Annotated in this window: 12 protein-coding genes, 2 tRNA genes and 3 rRNA genes; 9 read left to right on the top strand and 8 right to left on the bottom strand. The window is 63.2% G+C overall.

Annotation, left to right across the window (positions count from 1 at the left end):
- The first annotated feature begins 58 nt into the window (after positions 1 to 58).
- The 7 genes from KF907_RS06815 (at position 59) to KF907_RS06785 (ending at position 8,549) form a co-directional block, all read left to right on the top strand.
- Positions 59 to 2,314: an LPS-assembly protein LptD gene (locus tag KF907_RS06815; protein WP_291219241.1), complete on the top strand. Its 2,256-nt coding sequence runs from the start codon at positions 59 to 61 to the stop codon at positions 2,312 to 2,314.
- 283 nt (positions 2,315 to 2,597) lie between these two features.
- A complete protein-coding gene (locus KF907_RS06810) occupies positions 2,598 to 3,899 on the top strand; it encodes a peptidylprolyl isomerase (protein WP_291219239.1) in 1,302 nt (433 codons plus the stop codon).
- Between the two features lie 2 nt (positions 3,900 to 3,901).
- Positions 3,902 to 4,909, top strand: coding sequence for a 4-hydroxythreonine-4-phosphate dehydrogenase PdxA (gene pdxA / locus KF907_RS06805; RefSeq protein ID WP_291219238.1), 1,008 nt, complete (start codon positions 3,902 to 3,904; stop codon positions 4,907 to 4,909).
- Positions 4,910 to 4,940: 31 nt separating this feature from the next.
- The gene (locus KF907_RS06800) at positions 4,941 to 6,152 is read left to right on the top strand and encodes a class I SAM-dependent rRNA methyltransferase (protein WP_291219237.1); all 1,212 of its coding nucleotides are present in this window, start codon (positions 4,941 to 4,943) and stop codon (positions 6,150 to 6,152) included.
- Between the two features lie 212 nt (positions 6,153 to 6,364).
- The gene (gene lgt / locus KF907_RS06795) at positions 6,365 to 7,264 is read left to right on the top strand and encodes a prolipoprotein diacylglyceryl transferase (RefSeq protein ID WP_291219235.1); all 900 of its coding nucleotides are present in this window, start codon (positions 6,365 to 6,367) and stop codon (positions 7,262 to 7,264) included.
- A complete protein-coding gene (locus KF907_RS06790) occupies positions 7,264 to 8,058 on the top strand; it encodes a thymidylate synthase (RefSeq protein ID WP_291219233.1) in 795 nt (264 codons plus the stop codon). Before lgt ends, KF907_RS06790 begins: the two co-directional genes overlap by 1 nt.
- On the top strand, positions 8,058 to 8,549 hold the full coding sequence (locus KF907_RS06785; protein WP_291219231.1) for a dihydrofolate reductase: 492 nt from the start codon (positions 8,058 to 8,060) through the stop codon (positions 8,547 to 8,549). Before KF907_RS06790 ends, KF907_RS06785 begins: the two co-directional genes overlap by 1 nt.
- A 65-nt stretch (positions 8,550 to 8,614) precedes the next feature.
- Here KF907_RS06785 and KF907_RS06780 read toward each other — a convergent pair whose 3' ends face one another.
- From KF907_RS06780 to KF907_RS06745, 8 genes are all read right to left on the bottom strand, one after another.
- Positions 8,615 to 9,403 carry a class I SAM-dependent methyltransferase gene (locus KF907_RS06780; protein ID WP_291219229.1) on the bottom strand — a complete coding sequence of 263 codons (789 nt, stop codon included), beginning with the start codon at positions 9,401 to 9,403 and terminating at the stop codon, positions 8,615 to 8,617.
- Positions 9,404 to 9,516: 113 nt separating this feature from the next.
- Positions 9,517 to 9,631: ribosomal RNA gene (gene rrf / locus KF907_RS06775) — 5S ribosomal RNA — on the bottom strand.
- Between the two features lie 122 nt (positions 9,632 to 9,753).
- Positions 9,754 to 12,720 (bottom strand): 23S ribosomal RNA (locus tag KF907_RS06770).
- A 187-nt stretch (positions 12,721 to 12,907) separates the two neighbouring features.
- A tRNA-Ala gene (locus tag KF907_RS06765) sits at positions 12,908 to 12,983 on the bottom strand.
- A 123-nt stretch (positions 12,984 to 13,106) separates the two neighbouring features.
- Positions 13,107 to 13,183 (bottom strand) — tRNA-Ile (locus KF907_RS06760).
- A gap of 124 nt (positions 13,184 to 13,307) precedes the next feature.
- A 16S ribosomal RNA gene (locus KF907_RS06755) occupies positions 13,308 to 14,848 on the bottom strand.
- Together the 16S, 23S and 5S rRNA genes with 2 tRNA genes alongside form the textbook arrangement of a ribosomal RNA operon.
- 391 nt (positions 14,849 to 15,239) lie before the next feature.
- Complete coding sequence (locus tag KF907_RS06750; RefSeq protein WP_291219227.1) at positions 15,240 to 15,443, bottom strand: hypothetical protein; 204 nt, start codon at positions 15,441 to 15,443, stop codon at positions 15,240 to 15,242.
- Positions 15,444 to 15,571: 128 nt separating this feature from the next.
- Complete coding sequence (locus KF907_RS06745; protein WP_472843828.1) at positions 15,572 to 15,772, bottom strand: rubredoxin; 201 nt, start codon at positions 15,770 to 15,772, stop codon at positions 15,572 to 15,574.
- A 211-nt stretch (positions 15,773 to 15,983) separates the two neighbouring features.
- Between KF907_RS06745 and thiE the strand changes: the two genes are divergently transcribed.
- Complete coding sequence (gene thiE, locus KF907_RS06740) at positions 15,984 to 16,598, top strand: thiamine phosphate synthase (protein ID WP_291219225.1); 615 nt, start codon at positions 15,984 to 15,986, stop codon at positions 16,596 to 16,598.
- A gap of 21 nt (positions 16,599 to 16,619) precedes the next feature.
- Entirely contained in the window at positions 16,620 to 17,900 is a 1,281-nt protein-coding gene (gene hemL, locus KF907_RS06735) for a glutamate-1-semialdehyde 2,1-aminomutase (RefSeq protein ID WP_291219223.1), read from the top strand.
- Positions 17,901 to 17,950 lie beyond the last annotated feature (50 nt).

The following is a 17,950-nucleotide window of genomic DNA, read 5'->3' as shown; positions in this document are numbered from 1 at the left end:
CCGCCGCCGGTCCGATTCGGCAAGCTATCGCGTCCTCGCCGCCGGCGCCTCATCGACCGTGATCCACTCGACCCGCTCTATCCGCCTGCGGCGACCGCTCGCCGCAGCCATCCTGTGCGCGCTGTGCATGCCCGGCCTGGCGGCCGAGAGCGATGCACCGATCTGTCCGATCGGTATCCATGCCTGTCCGCGCCCGAGTGCCGACTGGTCGCAGTGCCCTCCGAATGATCTGCTCGAGTTCCACGTGCCGGGACTGCCGACCAGCGGCGAGCGCACGGCTGCTGACACCGAGGTCGAGGCGCGCTACGGCAGCTCCGCAGACGGCGACACCTATGTGCTCGAAGGCGATGCCAGCATCCGTCAGCTCGATCAGCTCATCCGCGCCGACCGCTTCACCTATACGCAGTCGTCGACGGCATGGAGCGCCGAAGGCGCGGTGCGCTACCAGGACCGCAACCTGCTGATGTCGGCCAAGAGCGGACGCGGCACGACCGCTCCGGCAAGCGGCAGCCTCGATGGCGTGCGCTACCAGCTGCTGTCCTCGCGCGGCAACGGTCGAGCCGGCGCCGCTGTCTTGAAGGACACCGACCACGCCGAACTGACCGACACGAGCTTCAGCACCTGCCCGCTCGACTCGCCAGGCTGGGAGTTCCGTGCGCGCGAGATGCAACTCGACCAAGCCGAAGGTGTCGGTGTCGCCCGCGACCTGAGCTTCCGCATCGCCGACGTGCCGGTATTCTGGCTGCCGTACGCGACCTTCCCGCTCGACGACCGGCGCAAGAGCGGCTTCCTGTTCCCCGAGTTCGGTTACAACGATCGGCGCGGTTTCGACTTCAGCCTGCCGTACTACCTCAATCTCGCACCGAACTACGATCTCACCCTGACGCCGCGCCTGATGAGCCACCGCGGCCTCATGCTCGGCGGTGAGTTCAGATACCTCACCGATTCCAGCCGTGGCAGCGTCGAACTGAACCTGCTGCCCGACGACCGCAAGGACGATGGCAGCCGCCGCCTGTTCCACTGGGACAACCGCTCACGCTTCAGCCGTCACTGGGGCGCGGAAATCGACATCAACCGCGCCTCCGACGACCGCTGGTTCGAGGACTTCGGCCGCAGCCTCAACATCGCCGCGACCAGCCTGTTGCCGTCACGCGCCTACGTGGTCGGCAACGGCACCTGGTGGAACGCGCGCATCGGCGGCGATGAATACCAGATCACCGACCCGACCCTGCCTGGTGCCGCCGAACCCTACCGTCGCCTGCCGCGCGTGACCTTCGACGCCGAGCGGAACCTGTTCGGCGGGATCGACGGCGGCATCCGCTCGGAGTTCGTTGCCTTCTCCAACGACGACGCGGTCGATGGCCGCCGTCTCGACCTGCATCCCTATCTCGCGTATCCGATCGACGCTGCGGCGTACTTCATGCGACCAGAGATCGGCTACCGCTACACGCGCTACGACATCGACCGCGACGGCAACCGCCACCCCGACCGCGGCATGCCGATCGCCAGTCTCGATGCCGGCCTGCGTTTCGAGCGCGCCCTGAACCTCGCCGGCGGCGACTGGACGCAGACCCTCGAACCGCGCCTCTACTACCTGCACGTGCCGTATCGCGACCAGGACGACCTGCCGCTGTTCGACACCCAGGAAACGCCATTCAGCTTCGGCCAGTTGTTCCGCACAAACCGCTTCGTCGGCGCCGACCGTCAGATGGATGCAAACAACCTGACCCTTGCCCTGACCTCACGCCTGCTCGACGGCGATGGCACCGAGCGCCTCAGCGCGAGCATCGGCCAGATCCGCCATTTCGACGACCAGCGCGTGCAGTTGCCGGGCCGCCCAGCCACCGATTTCTCCGGCTCGGCATACATCGGCGAGCTCGACCTGCGCATCAGCGACCGCTGGCGCGCCACCCTGGCCAACCAGTGGAACCCGAACAGCGACCGCACCGACCTGTCGTCGATCGGCATCCAGAACCGCTTCGGCCGCGAGGGCGTGGCCAATCTGTCCTATCGCTTCCGCCGCGATTTCCTCGAATACGTCGACGGCTCAGTGCTGGTGCCGATCAGTGGCGCGTGGCGCTTCGTCGCGCGCTGGAATTATTCGCTGCGCGACAACACCACCCTCGAAGCCTTCGCCGGTATCGAGCACGACAGTTGCTGCACGGCGTGGCGCGTGCTCGGCCGCCGCTATGTGCACAACATCGAAGGCGACGCGACGAATGCGCTGTACTTCGAGGTCGAATTCAAGGGAATCGGCTCGATCGGGCAGAAAACCGGCGATTTCCTGCGCCGTGCTATCCTCGGCTACCAGTAGGAGCACGGCGCCGAACCACCCTGCCACCAACGGAATCCTGACGCCGCCGGCGCGGCGCCCGCCTGGAAGTGTTCTGATCACCCCGTCATTGGGGATCAAAGGGTTGGGTCTGTCCTGTACGGGCGCAGCTCGGCCTTGCGCCGGCTCGACAGACGGCCAGTCTGCCTTCGCCGTCGCGCCTTGATCTGCGCCCGCACAGGACGGTGACGCCGTTGTGGGATTGATCAGAACATCCCTAGAATCCGCCCCGGCTCCCCACATCCTTCCAGGAACCCCGACGCGCATGAACAAGCCGTTCGTCCTCGCCGTTCTCGCCCTATCCATGGCCCTGCCGGCCGCACATGCGCAGTTGATGCCGAGCGAACCACTCGACGGCATCGTCGCGGTGGTCGACGAGGACGTCATCCTGCGCAGCGAACTCGAGCGCTCGGTCGAGGCAATCATCACCCAGTACGCACGCAACCCCCAGCAGTTGCCGCCGCGCGCCGAGCTCGAGCGCCAGGTGCTCGACCGCCTGATCATGGTGAAGCTGCAGGTCGACCGGGCCGATGGCACCGGAATCAAGCTGTCCGACGCCGATGTCGATCAAACCATCACCCAGATCGCCCGGCAGAACCGCCTCGACGTCGGCCAGCTGCGCCAGGCCGTGCAGCAACAGGGCCTGTCGTGGGAGGCGTTCCGCAAGAACGTGCACGACGAGACGATCGTGCAGCGCCTGCGCCAGCGCGTCGTACAGAGCCGTGTGCAGGTCAGCGACACCGAGATCGACCTCATGCTCAAGAACGGCGGCGTGTCGAGTCTCGAACTGCACCTTGGCCACATCCTCATCACCCTGCCCGATGGCGCCACCGCCGGACAGATCGATGTGGCCCGGGCGAAGGCCGAAGATGTCAGCCGCCAGATCGCGGAAGGCCTCGATTTCACCGCTGCCGCGATCCGCTATTCGGATGCGCAGAATGCCCTCGAAGGCGGCGACCTGGGCTGGCGTAGCGCGAACGAGGTACCGCCTGCCTTTGCCGAAATCGCCGAGAGGCTGTCGCCGGGCGAGACCGCTGCACCGGTGCGTGGACCGAACGGCTTCCACATCATCAAGTTGGTCGAACGCCGCAGCGGCGGGCAACAACTCGTCACCGAGTATCACGCACGCCACATCCTCATCAAGAAAACCGAGCTCGTCTCCAATGACCAGGCGCGGTCCAAAATCGAAGACATCCGCCGCCGTGCACTCGCTGGCGAGGATTTCGGCACGCTCGCACGCGAATACTCCGAGGACGCACCGACCGCGAACATCGGCGGCGACATGGGCTGGTTCGTGCTCAACGCCTATGGCACACGTGTAGCCGAGGCCTTGCAGGACAATGCTGATGGCCAGATCAGCGAACCCTTCGAGACTGACGTCGGCTGGCACATCCTGCAGCGAATTGCCACGCGTACCGAGGACCGCACGAATGAAGCCGAGCGCGACAAGGCGCGGCAGACGCTCGGGGCACGCAAGGCCGAAGAGGAATATGAGAGCTTCCTGCGTCAGATGCGCTCAGAGGCCTTCATCGACATCCGCCTGCCGGGCGCGAGCGGCGCCGGCTGACGGTGGACCCGCGCGCGCGCCGACCGCGCATCGCGCTGACCGCCGGTGAACCTGCCGGCATCGGTCCCGAACTCGTCGCGCACCTCGCCGGCGTCGATGTCGGGGCCGACCTTGTCGTCATCGCCGACCACGATCTCGTTGCGGCACGCGCGCGCCTGATCGACGTCGCCCCGACGCTGGTGCCGTGGGACTCCACCACCGCCTCAAGCCCACCGGGAACGCTGGCCGTGCTCGACTGCCGGTTGGCCGTGCCTTCACAGCCGGGAAAGCTCGCCCCCGCCAACGCGAGCTACGTGCTCGAAACGCTCGCACGTGCCGCCGACGGCGCGCAGGCCGGCCTGTTCGATGCCATCGTCACCGCCCCCGTGCACAAGGGCGTCATCAACGATGCCGGCGTGTCGTTCAGCGGTCACACCGAATTCTTCGCTGCGCGTGCGCAAAGCGAAGTCGTCATGATGCTCGTCGCCGGGGACTTGCGTGTCGCCCTGGCCACGACCCACTTGCCGCTCGCTGCCGTGCCAACCGCGATCACCCACGACGATCTGGTGCGCAAGCTGCGCATCCTCGATCGTGACCTGCGCCACCACTTCGGCATCAGCGCGCCGCGCATCGCCGTGCTCGGCCTCAATCCACACGCCGGCGAAGGCGGCCATCTCGGTCGCGAGGAGATCGACACGATCCTCCCCGCAATCGAAACCGCACGCGGGGAGGACCTTCAACTTGAAGGCCCGCTGCCTGCCGACACCGCCTTCGTGCCAAACCAGCTCGCGCGCTTCGATGCCGTGTTCGCGATGTACCACGACCAAGGTCTGCCCGTGCTCAAGCACGCCGGCTTCGGTCATGCGGTCAACGTCACCCTCGGCCTGCCATACGTGCGCACATCGGTCGACCATGGCACCGCCCTCGACCTCGCCGGCAGCGGTCGCGCCGATCCCGGCAGCCTCCTTGCCGCGGTCCGGCTCGCCGTGGAGCTCGCGCAAAGGCGGTTGCAGCGTGCCGCCTGCGCGTAGAATCCCGATCCCATTTCCAGCGGAAACCATCGTGACCGACGAACTGGCCTATCCCGCGCTCGTGCTCAAGCGCGGTGAGGAGGCGCGATTGCGCGCCGGGCACCTGTGGGTGTTCTCCAATGAGGTCGACGTCACCCGCTCGCCCCTGTCCGCGTTCGCCCCCGGCGACCCCTGCGTCATTGCCGACCATCGCGGCAAGCCGATCGGCGTCGGCTACGTCAATCCAAACTCGCTGATCTGCGCGCGCCTGGTCCAGCGCGGCATCGCGCATGCGCTGGACCGCTCGCTGATCGTGCACCGGCTCAAGGTCGCGCTGTCGCTGCGCGAGCGCCTGTTCGACGAACCGTGGTACCGCCTCGTCTATGGCGAATCTGATGGCCTGCCCGGCCTGACCATCGACCGCTTCGGCGACGTGCTCGTCGCCCAGACGACCACGGCCGGCATGGAGCGCCTGAAGGACGAGATCACTGCGGCCGTGGTCAAGGTGCTGGCGCCGCGTCAGCTCTGGTGGAAGAACGACGCCGGGATCCGGGCGATGGAGCATCTGCCCGAATACGTCGACCTTGGCCACGGCGAGCCGGCCACACAGGCGCTGCTCGTACGCGAAGCCGGCCTCGAATTCGAATGCGATCCAGTCGGCGGACAGAAGACCGGCTGGTTCTACGACCAGCGTTTCAATCGCGACCACCTCGCGAAGCTCTGCACAGGCAAACGCGTGCTCGACATGTTCAGCTACCTCGGTGGCTGGGGACTGCGCGCCGCCGCGTACGGCGCACGCGAGATCGTCTGTGTCGATGCCTCGCAGGACGCCGTCGATGCAATCTCGCGCAACGCCGCGCGCAACGGTTTCAGCGACCGCGTGACTGCCGTGCGTGCCGATGCCTTCGACCATCTCAAGGCCCTGCGCGAGCAGCGCGAGCATTTCGACATCGTCGTGCTCGACCCGCCGGCCTTCGTCAAGCGCAAGAAGGATCTTGCCGAGGGCCGTATCGCCTACCGACGCCTCAACGAACTCGGCATGCAGGTGCTCGCCCGCGATGGCATCCTCGTCACCTGCTCGTGTTCGTGGCACATGCCGCGCGTCGTCCTGCTCGACGCCGTGCAGCAGGGTGCGCGCCACCTCGATCGACAGGTGCAGCTGCTGTTCCCGCTGCACCAAGGCCCCGACCATCCGGTACATCCGGCAATCCCGGAAACCGACTACCTCAAAGGTTTCATCCTGCGCGTGCTGCCGGCGGCGTGACCACCCATGCTGCTCGCAACAACGTCCGTCACGGCCGGCTCCACCCTCGTGCAACGCCCTGATTTCTCGAGCACGCCTTGACCGTGATCCAGGCCCGGACCGTCGAATCCATCCGTTGCTGGATCGCTCGGGGCATCCGCGGGCGTTCCGAACCGGCATAATGTCGCCTTTGCCGACGCGTCCCGCGGCGCGTCCCGTTCCACGGAACCCCGATGCATCCCTACGTCGTCGCCTTCGATCCCGTCGCATTTCATATCGGCCCGGTCGCCGTGCGTTGGTACGCCATCATGTACGTGATCGCGGGCGCATTGTTCTGGTGGCTCGGCGAGCGACGTCGACGCCATGGTCGCCTGCCGGTCGGGCCGACGGCGTTTTTCGACCTCGCCTCCTACGGCATGTTTGGCGTCATTCTCGGCGGCCGACTCGGCTACATGCTGTTCTACGGCTGGTCCGAGATCGTGGCTGACCCGCTGTCGATTTTCCGCGTGTGGGAAGGCGGCATGTCCTTCCACGGCGGATTCCTCGGCGTACTGTTCGTGGCCTGGCTATGGGCCCGCAAGCATCGGCTGCATTTCTTCGACGTCATGGATTTCGTTGCTCCACTGGTGCCGATCGGCCTCGGTGTCGGCCGCTTCGGCAACTTCATCGGTGGAGAGCTGTGGGGTCGGCACACGGATGTGGCCTGGGGCATGATCTTCCCGCGTGCGTTCGAACACACGGCCTCGATCGAACAGCTCGAGGCGATGGCTCGTGCCGGCCAACTCGCCGCCGAGGTGCGCCATCCCTCGCAGCTGTACCAGATGGTGTTGGAGGGCATCATCCTGTTCGGCATCCTCTACGTCGTTTCGATGAAACCACGTCGACGCTATTGCATCTCCGGACTGTTCGCCCTGCTCTATGGTGCATTTCGTTTCCTCGTCGAGTTCGTGCGTGAGCCGGACGTTCACCTCGGGTTTCTCGCCGGCGGCTGGCTGACGATGGGCCAGTTGCTGTCGCTGCCACTCATCGTGCTCGGCCTCGCGCTCGTCGCGATGTCACGACGCGCACCCGTGCTCCAGCCACGCATCGTCAACGATCCACCCAGGGCCGCGAAGTCGAAGGAGCAGGGCTGATGCGCCAATACCTCGAACTGCTGCGCCACGTGCTCGAGCGCGGCACGCCGAAGGCCGACCGCACCGGCACCGGCACGCACAGCGTGTTCGGCTGGCAGATGCGGTTCGACCTGGGTCAGGGATTTCCACTCGTCACCACGAAAAAACTGCACCTGCGCTCGATCATTCACGAGCTGATCTGGTTCCTGCGTGGCGACACCAACATCGGCTACCTCAAGGACAACGGTGTCGGCATTTGGGATGAGTGGGCCGATGCCGATGGCAACCTTGGTCCGGTCTACGGCAAGCAATGGCGTTCGTGGGACTGCGTCGATGGCCGCAGCATCGACCAGATCGCCTGGGTGGTCGATGAGATTCGCCGCAATCCCGACTCGCGCCGCCTCGTCGTCAGCGCATGGAACGTCGGCGACCTGCCGCGCATGGCCCTGCAACCCTGTCACACGATGTTCCAGTTCCACATTGCCGATGGCAGGCTGTCGTGCCAGCTCTACCAGCGCTCGGGCGACATTTTCCTTGGTGTGCCGTTCAATATAGCGAGCTACGCCCTGCTCACGCACATGATCGCGCAGGTCTGCGGCCTCGGCGTCGGCGACTTCGTGCACACACTGGGCGATGCGCATCTCTACCTGAACCATTTCGAGCAGGCACGCGAGCAACTCGCGCGAACACCGCACGCGCTGCCACGCCTTCGCCTCAACCCGGAAGTGCGTGCGCTCGAGGATTTCCGCTACGAGGACATCACGATCGAAGACTATGTCGCGGAAAAGGCCATCAAGGCGCCGGTGGCCGTCTGATGGCACGCATCGCCCTCGTTGCCGCCCTTGACCGGAATCTCGCGATCGGTCGCGACAACACCATGCCATGGCATCTGCCGGACGATCTTCGCCGCTTCAAGGCGCTGACCCTCGGCAAACCTGTCCTGATGGGCAGCCGTACCGCTCGAGCGATCGGTTTCGCGCTGCCCGGCCGCGTGAATCTCGTGCTGACACGCTCGGGCGATGCGCCGTATGCGGGACAGACGGCGGTAGGCTCGATCGACGAAGCGGTCGCGCACGTTGGCGATGCCGCGCTCATGGTGATCGGCGGCGGCGAGGTCTACGCCCTCGCGCTGCCACTGGCGACACATCTCCACCTGACCTGGGTCGACACGCAGGTTGCCGACGCCGATGCGCATTTTCCCCGCTTCGATACCGCCATCTGGCGTGTGACCGACGATGTCGCGCATGCCGCCGACTCCCGGCATGCGTACGCGTTCCGCTTCGTCGACTACACCAGGCACGACTGACTCGTCGGCACCCATTCCGCCTCGGTGCGACAGCCCCGTCGTTCGCCGCTCCGGTCAACGGAGCATCAGCCCGACACCCGCCCTTTCACCGCATTGGCGCGGGCGCTGCAGATGATCTCGCCGGAGCCCTGCACCGGCAGGAGCGCCCGAATGCGATCCCTGAGTGCGGCGCGCTGCGCGGCCGGCATCGCGGTCAGCAAGGATCCGGCGCTCGGCGCACCACGTGCGGTCTCCCAGAAATCCTCGAAATCGGCAAATCGACGCGACACGCTGATCTCATGCGTCTCCACAGCCTGCAGACCCGCCTGCGTCCACAAGTCGCGCAAGGCAGACAACCGCGATGCCTCTGGACTGGGTGGCATCGGAACCGCGATGCCGAGCGCACGCATCTCGGCATGCAGCAGCTCATACGGAAAGCCACCCCCAGTCATGTCCCATGCGTAGGCCGCAACGAGCCCCCCCGCACGGACCACACGCCGCATCTCGGCGACACCCCTGCCCGGATCGGGCACGAAGAAGATCACCAACGGCATCACCGCGGCATCGAAGGCGTCGTCGGGATACGGAAGCGCCATGGCATCCGCTTCGACGAACCTGACTGCCTTCAGGCACGCCTGCGCACGCGCATGGGCCAGTTGTTCGGCAGAGGGGTCAACGCCATGCACGGATGCCGGCTCACAGCGTTCAAGCAGACGCTCGGTGAAGGCGCCGTTGCCACAACCGACATCCAGCCACCGCCAACCGGGGTCCGGGGCGAGCCAGTCGAGGAAGATGTCCCCGGCGAGCCGGCTCCACCGGCCCATGTAGCGCTCGTAGGCACTGCCGTCAGTGAAACTGATCGGTTCGTTCTGCATGCGAAGCATCACACCGGAAGTCGCCCACATGAACGTGGGTCAGGGTGCGATTCTGCGCTTGGCGAGGCGCAATAAAAAACCCCCGCTCGGTCGAGCGGGGGTTCGGGTTGGATGCTCAGCGTTGACCTACTCTTGCATGGCTTGAGCCACACTACCATCGGCGCAACTGCGTTTCACTTCCGAGTTCGGGATGGGATCGGGTGGTTCCACAGCGCTATGTTCACTGAGCAAGCGGTGGAGACAGCGCACGGATGCGCCGGTCTCGCATGGGGTCTTGGGACGTAACAAGGTTCAGCTTTTCGGTCGACGTGTTGTCGAGCCAAGCATTGGGCAAAGCCACTTGGAGTTATATGGTCAAGCCGCACGGATCATTAGTATCGGTTAGCTCGGCATTACTGCGATACACACCCGACCTATCAACCACCTAGTCTTGATGGTTCCTTCAGGGGACTTGTGTCCCGGGAGATCTCATCTTGAGGCGCGCTTCCCGCTTAGATGCTTTCAGCGGTTATCGCTTCCGAACGTAGCTACCCGGCAGTGCCACTGGCGTGACAACCGGAACACCAGAGGTTCGTCCACTCCGGTCCTCTCGTACTAGGAGCAGCCCCTCTCAAATCTCCAACGCCCACGACAGATAGGGACCGAACTGTCTCACGACGTTCTGAACCCAGCTCGCGTACCACTTTAAATGGCGAACAGCCATACCCTTGGGACCGGCTACAGCCCCAGGATGTGATGAGCCGACATCGAGGTGCCAAACACCGCCGTCGATATGAACTCTTGGGCGGTATCAGCCTGTTATCCCCGGAGTACCTTTTATCCGTTGAGCGATGGCCCTTCCATACAGAACCACCGGATCACTAGGACCTACTTTCGTACCTGCTTGATCCGTCGATCTCGCAGTCAAGCGCGCTTATGCCCTTACACACACTGCACGATGTCCGACCGTGCTGAGCGCACCTTCGTGCTCCTCCGTTACTCTTTGGGAGGAGACCGCCCCAGTCAAACTACCCACCATACACGGTCCCCGACCCGGATCACGGGCCCAGGTTAGAACGTCAAGCACATCAGGGTGGTATTTCAAGGATGGCTCCACCAAAACTGGCGTCCTGGTTTCATAGCCTCCCACCTATCCTACACAGACGAACTCAACGTTCAGTGTAAAGCTATAGTAAAGGTTCACGGGGTCTCTCCGTCTTGCCGCGGGAACGCTGCATCTTCACAGCGATTTCAATTTCACTGAGTCTCGGGTGGAGACAGCGCCGCTGTCGTTACACCATTCGTGCAGGTCGGAACTTACCCGACAAGGAATTTCGCTACCTTAGGACCGTTATAGTTACGGCCGCCGTTTACCGGGGCTTCGATCAAGAGCTTCGCCTTGCGGCTGACCCCATCAATTAACCTTCCGGCACCGGGCAGGTGTCACACCCTATACGTCCACTTTCGTGTTTGCAGAGTGCTGTGTTTTTGATAAACAGTCGCAGCGGCCTGGTCACTGCGGCCCGGAAACGCTCAGCTCCGCATGGAGCCACGCCTCCGGGCGCACCTTCTCCCGAAGTTACGGTGCTATGTTGCCTAGTTCCTTCACCCGAGTTCTCTCAAGCGCCTTGGGATTCTCACCCTGCCTACCTGTGTCGGATTACGGTACGGTTCCATTGCAGCTGAAGCTTAGGGGCTTTTCCTGGAAGCGTGGGATCAGTGACTTCGTCCAAAAAGGACTCGTCTCGGTGCTCGGCATAAAGAGGGCCGGATTTGCCTAACCCTCATGCCTACCGCCTTTCTCCGGGACAACCAACGCCCGGTACACCTACCCTTCTCCGTCCCCCCATCGCACTGCAATGAAGTGCTGGAATATTAACCAGCTTCCCATCGACTACGCGTTTCCGCCTCGCCTTAGGGACCGACTCACCCTGCGCCGATGAACGTTGCGCTAGGAAACCTTGGGCTTTCGGCGGGGAGGCTTTTCACCCCCCTTATCGTTACTCATGTCAGCATTCGCACTTCCGATACCTCCAGCAGACCTTACGATCCACCTTCACAGGCGTACGGAACGCTCCTCTACCGCGTATCCACTCCCTTCAACACACTCTTTCCCTCTCCCCCACCTACGGTGGGAACGCCTGTGCGGCTGCGCCGCCAAGCGTCGAATGTGTTCAAGTGGAGTGGATACACCCCGAGCTTCGGTACATGGCTTGAGCCCCGTTAAATCTTCCGCGCGGGCCGACTCGACCAGTGAGCTATTACGCTTTCTTTAAAGGGTGGCTGCTTCTAAGCCAACCTCCTGGCTGTCTATGCCTTCCCACTTCGTTCACCACTTAGCCATGATTTTGGGACCTTAGCTGCGGGTCTGGGTTGTTTCCCTTTTCACGACGGACGTTAGCACCCGCCGTGTGTCTCCCGTGCTCGCACGTGCTGGTATTCGGAGTTTGCCATGGTTTGCTAAGTCGCGATGACCCGCTAGCCATAACAGTGCTCTACCCCCAGCAGTGATACACGAGGCGCTACCTAAATAGCTTTCGAGGAGAACCAGCTATCTCCGGGTTCGATTAGCTTTTCACTCCTATCCACACCTCATCCCCTACCTTTGCAACGGGAGTGGGTTCGGGCCTCCAGTCCGTGTTACCGGACCTTCACCCTGGGCATGGATAGATCACCCGGTTTCGGGTCTACGCCGTGCGACTATGCGCCCTATTCAGACTCGGTTTCCCTTCGCCTCCCCTAGACGGTTAAGCTCGCCACACAACGTAAGTCGCTGACCCATTATACAAAAGGTACGCCATCACCCTTTCGGGCTCTGACTGCTTGTACGCATACGGTTTCAGGTTCTATTTCACTCCCCTCTCCGGGGTTCTTTTCGCCTTTCCCTCACGGTACTGGTTCGCTATCGGTCGGTCAGGAGTATTTAGCCTTGGAGGATGGTCCCCCCATGTTCAGACAGGGTTTCACGTGCCCCGCCCTACTCACTTTCATCGTGCAAGCCCTTTCGGATACTGGGCTATCACCGTCTATGGCCGGCCTTTCCAGACCGTTCTCCTAGAACTTGCACGACTTTTGGGCTGTTCCCCGTTCGCTCGTCACTACTCAGGGAATCTCGGTTGATTTCTTTTCCTCCGGGTACTGAGATATTTCAGTTCCCCGGGTTCGCCTCCCACACCTATGTATTCAGCGTGGGATACCGCTTGCGCGGTGGGTTTCCCCATTCGGACATGACCGGATCAATGCTCGTTGCCAGCTCCCCGGCCCTTTTCGCAGGCTGCCACGTCCTTCATCGCCTCTGACCGCCAAGGCATCCACCGTATGCGCTTAGTCGCTTGACCATATAACCCCAAGAAGCCTCGGGGCCACACGCAAACAACCAACTTCTTCGCCTACTTGCCTCAACGACACGTTCGACTCGATTGAGCCAAAACGCTTGTTACGTCCCAAGTTTTCAAAGAACACGAACCCGGCCTCAACACCGGTCCGCTTCAAATCATCAATTCGTATGCGCTACGTCCAGAAGTCTGGTGGAGCCAGTCGGGTTCGAACCGACGACCCCCTGCTTGCAAAGCAGGTGCTCTCCCAGCTGAGCTATGGCCCCATGGGATAACCAGCGGGCCTCCCGACTGCCTCACCCGAAGCCGAAGCTCTTCCGTGAAGAGCGCGCACTCGGATGTGCGCCTTTTGACTTTCGCTCTCCGCGAAGCGACTCGCCTGAAGACAATGGTGGGTCTGGGAGGACTCGAACCACCGGCCTCACCCTTATCAGGGGTGCGCTCTAACCACCTGAGCTACAGACCCGTATGGCAAGGACGCCAAATACGAACCGCCCTCCCGGACCGTCCGATCAGCTCGCCGCTGCCGGCTTTACTCTGAACGTGCAAGTGCCTTGTGTGGACGCCTCGAATCGGCGAAGCCATGCTCTAAAGGAGGTGATCCAGCCGCACCTTCCGATACGGCTACCTTGTTACGACTTCACCCCAGTCATGAACCACTCCGTGGCAAGCGCGCCCCTTGCGGTTACGCTACCTGCTTCTGGAGCAACCCACTCCCATGGTGTGACGGGCGGTGTGTACAAGGCCCGGGAACGTATTCACCGCGACAATGCTGATCCGCGATTACTAGCGATTCCGACTTCACGGAGTCGAGTTGCAGACTCCGATCCGGACTGAGATCGGCTTTCTGGGATTGGCTCCACCTCGCGGCTTCGCAACCCTCTGTACCGACCATTGTAGTACGTGTGTAGCCCTGGCCGTAAGGGCCATGATGACTTGACGTCATCCCCACCTTCCTCCGGTTTGTCACCGGCAGTCTCCTTAGAGTTCCCGACTTTACTCGCTGGCAACTAAGGACAAGGGTTGCGCTCGTTGCGGGACTTAACCCAACATCTCACGACACGAGCTGACGACAGCCATGCAGCACCTGTGTTCCGATTCCCGAAGGCACTCCCGCATCTCTGCAGGATTCCGGACATGTCAAGGCCAGGTAAGGTTCTTCGCGTTGCATCGAATTAAACCACATACTCCACCGCTTGTGCGGGCCCCCGTCAATTCCTTTGAGTTTCAGTCTTGCGACCGTACTCCCCAGGCGGCGAACTTAACGCGTTAGCTTCGACACTGAGCACCTAAGTGTGCCCAACGTCCAGTTCGCATCGTTTAGGGCGTGGACTACCAGGGTATCTAATCCTGTTTGCTCCCCACGCTTTCGTGCCTCAGCGTCAGTGTTGCCCCAGATGGCCGCCTTCGCCACTGGTGTTCCTCCCGATCTCTACGCATTTCACCGCTACACCGGGAATTCCACCATCCTCTGACACACTCTAGCTGGCCAGTTTCCACTGCAGTTCCCAGGTTGAGCCCAGGGCTTTCACAGCAGACTTAACCAACCGCCTACGCACGCTTTACGCCCAGTAATTCCGAGTAACGCTTGCACCCTTCGTATTACCGCGGCTGCTGGCACGAAGTTAGCCGGTGCTTATTCTTTGGGTACCGTCATTCCCGCCAGGTATTAACCGGCAGGTTTTCTTCCCCAACAAAAGTGCTTTACAACCCGAAGGCCTTCTTCACACACGCGGCATGGCTGGATCAGGCTTGCGCCCATTGTCCAATATTCCCCACTGCTGCCTCCCGTAGGAGTCTGGACCGTGTCTCAGTTCCAGTGTGGCTGATCATCCTCTCAGACCAGCTACGGATCGTCGCCTTGGTGGGCCTTTACCCCGCCAACTAGCTAATCCGGCATCGGCTCATCTCATCGCGTGAGGCCCTCGCGGGTCCCCCACTTTCACCTCTCGGTCTCATGCGGTATTAGCGTAAGTTTCCCTACGTTATCCCCCACAACGAGGTAGATTCCGATGCATTCCTCACCCGTCCGCCGCTCGCCGCCAGGGTTGCCCCCGCGCTGCCGCTCGACTTGCATGTGTTAGGCCTGCCGCCAGCGTTCACTCTGAGCCAGGATCAAACTCTTCAGTTGAACCTGTCGCCCGTGGCTTCCCACGGACATTTCTTTTGAGCGTGAAACCCAAGCTCGCTAAAGCGCTGCTTTGACGTTTGCTTGGACGCTCGATCTCTTGGACTTCCATCCAACCCGAGGCGCCCACACAAAACACTTGCGCATACTTTCAAAGATCAAGGACTTGCAGGATAACCTTCATCCCGCACCCGAGGACCTTTCGTCCAAGGGAGCCCGACATCATACAACCAATTTCAGGGCCGTCAACACCCAAAAACACTCGGCATCGACGTTCACAGCCTTCCAGACCATCGCCCTGCAGACCCCTCCTCCGAGGGGGCGCGAATCCTAGCGGCTCGACCCGCGCATGGGAAGCACCGGCGGCACGCGGCAGGATGTCGCGCGCCGGTTTTCAGCGCCGCTGCAGGGCGGGCAGAGCAGCCTCGCCTGCCGACGGGGCCGATGGCTCGAGCCACCACCACGATGGCGCCTCGACATCGGTGTCGCCGGCACGAGCGCGCAGCGCGTGTTCGCAGTCCAGGCCACAGCGGTAAGGCACGAGCGCGCCGACGCGCGCATCGAATGGGGCGTCTTCCACGGGGACGAAGATTCGCATCGCACGGACTCCTGCATCAGGCCTGATCGCCTGGCTGCATTCGAGCAATGCCATGGGTCGGAACGACTGCCGATATCGGGCTGGAGCGTGGTGGAATAGGGCGAAACGCTGGCGCGTCGTACCGGAGATCAGATCTCGACCATCTCGAAATCGGACTTGGTGACACCACAATCCGGACAGGTCCAAGTGTCAGGCACATCCTCCCAGCGCGTGCCGGGGGCGATGTTGTCGTCTGGCCAGCCATCAGCCTCGCTGTAGATGAGTCCGCAGACCACACACATGAAGGAGCGGAAAGGTGCTTCGTTCTGGCTCATTGCGGAAACAATCATGCTGACCTTGTGGAGACAAGCGCGGCATTCTCGCAGCTTGCCCATCCGAAACCTAGGGAAATCCCTTCGCGGCTGGTTTTCAACAGCCGAAGCGTGTTTCAACAGCCGAATGGCTGGTCATGGCTGGTCAGCCGCTCCCACAAGGCCTTGATTTCGTGGAAGCGACTTCAGCCGTGAAGGGCAAAATCAGAACATTCCCGACCACATCGACATGAGCAGACTCCCCGACCACGGCGTGTACGCCATCACCGACGGTCCACGCGACGACCTCGTCGAAGCCGTGCGCGCGGCGCTCGCCGGCGGAGCGCGCCTTGTGCAGTATCGCGACAAAGGCACGGATCGTGCCCGGCGCGAGACCGAAGCGCGTGCGCTCGCGTCACTCTGCCGCGACCATGGCGCGCCGCTGATCGTCAACGACGACGTCGAACTCGCACATGCGGTCGGCGCCGATGGCGTGCATGTCGGCGCCGGTGACGCGAGCGTGATCGAGGCGCGCGCACGGCTCGGGCCACGGGCGATCATCGGCGTGTCGTGCTACAACTCGATCGAACGTGCGCGCCAGCTTGCCGGGGCAGGCGCGGACTATCTCGCCTTCGGTGCCTTCTTTCCGTCGCCGAGCAAGCCGACCGCGCGGCCTGCGGACCCTGGCGTACTGTGCGAGGCGCGCATGCTCGGCTTGCCGCTGGTGGCGATCGGCGGCATCAACGCCGACAATGCGCGCCTGCTCGTGGACGCCGGCGCCGACTATCTGGCCGTGATCTCCGCGGTGTTCGGCGCCGCCGACATCACGGCGGCGACGCGCGAACTCGCTTCCCGTTTCACCTGACCGACGACGGACCCAAGAACGATGGCAACCAACTCCGAACTGTTCCAGCGCGCGCTGCCCCTGCTCCCCGGTGGCGTCAATTCGCCGGTGCGCGCCTTCAAGTCGGTCGGTGGCGAACCGTTCTTCACCGCGCGCGCCGAAGGCCCGTATCTCTGGGACGTCGAAGGCAAGCGCTACATCGACTACGTCGGCTCGTGGGGACCGATGATCGTCGGCCACAACCACCCGACCGTGCGCGCCGCGGTCGAACGCGCGATCGCCGATGGCCTTTCGTTTGGCACGCCATGCGCGGCCGAAGTCACGATGGCAGAGACGATCACGCGCCTCATGCCGTCGATCGAGATGGTGCGCATGGTCAATTCGGGCACCGAGGCGACGATGTCGGCGATCCGCCTCGCACGCGGCTTCACCGGGCGTTCGCGCATCGTCAAGTTCGAGGGCTGCTACCACGGCCATGGCGACGCCTTCCTCGTGAAAGCCGGCTCCGGCGCGCTGACCTTCGGCACGCCGACCTCGCCCGGCGTGCCCGGAGCACTGGCCGATCTCACCCTGACCCTGCCGTTCAACGACTTCGACGCGGCGACGCGCCTGTTCGACGAAGCGGGAGCCGACATCGCCGGCCTCATCGTCGAACCCGTGCCGGGCAACATGAACTGCATTCCGCCGCGCGAAGGCTATCTCGCGCACCTGCGCGCGCTGTGCACGAAACATGGCGCACTGCTGATCTTCGACGAGGTGATGACCGGCTTCCGCGTCGCCCTCGGCGGCGCGCAGGCGCACTACGGCATCACGCCGGACTTGACCACGCTCGGCAAGATCATCGGCGGCGGCATGCCGGTCGGCGCCTATGGCGGCCGCCGCGACATCATGCAGCAGATCGCTCCGGCCGGGCCGATCTACCAGGCCGGCACCCTGAGCGGCAACCCGGTGGCGATGGCTGCCGGCCTGGCCATGCTCGAACTGATCCAGACGCCGGGTTTCCACGACGAGCTCGCGCGCCGCACGCGCCTGCTCACCGACGGACTGCAGGCCATCGCCGATGGCGCCGGCATCGCCTTCTCGACGACACGTGTAGGCGCGATGTTCGGCCTGTTCTTCAGCGCCGAAAAAGTCGAGACCTACACGCAGGCGACACGCGCCGACACCGCGCGCTTCAACCGCTTCTTCCAGGCCATGCTCGCGCGCGGCGTGTTCCTCGCGCCGTCGGCCTACGAGGCCGGCTTCATGTCGATCGCGCACACCGAGCAGGTCATCGCCGACACGCTCGAAGCGGCACGCGGGGCGTTCACCGAAGCGGTTTGATCCCGTGGGAGCGGTCTCAGCCGCGATCGGTAGAATCAGGGCATTCTTGG

The sequence above is a fragment of the Dokdonella sp. genome (assembly GCF_019634775.1).
Taxonomy (GTDB): domain Bacteria; phylum Pseudomonadota; class Gammaproteobacteria; order Xanthomonadales; family Rhodanobacteraceae; genus Dokdonella.
Note: the sequence above shows the minus strand (reverse complement) of the source record. Positions and strands in the feature narration are given on the sequence as shown.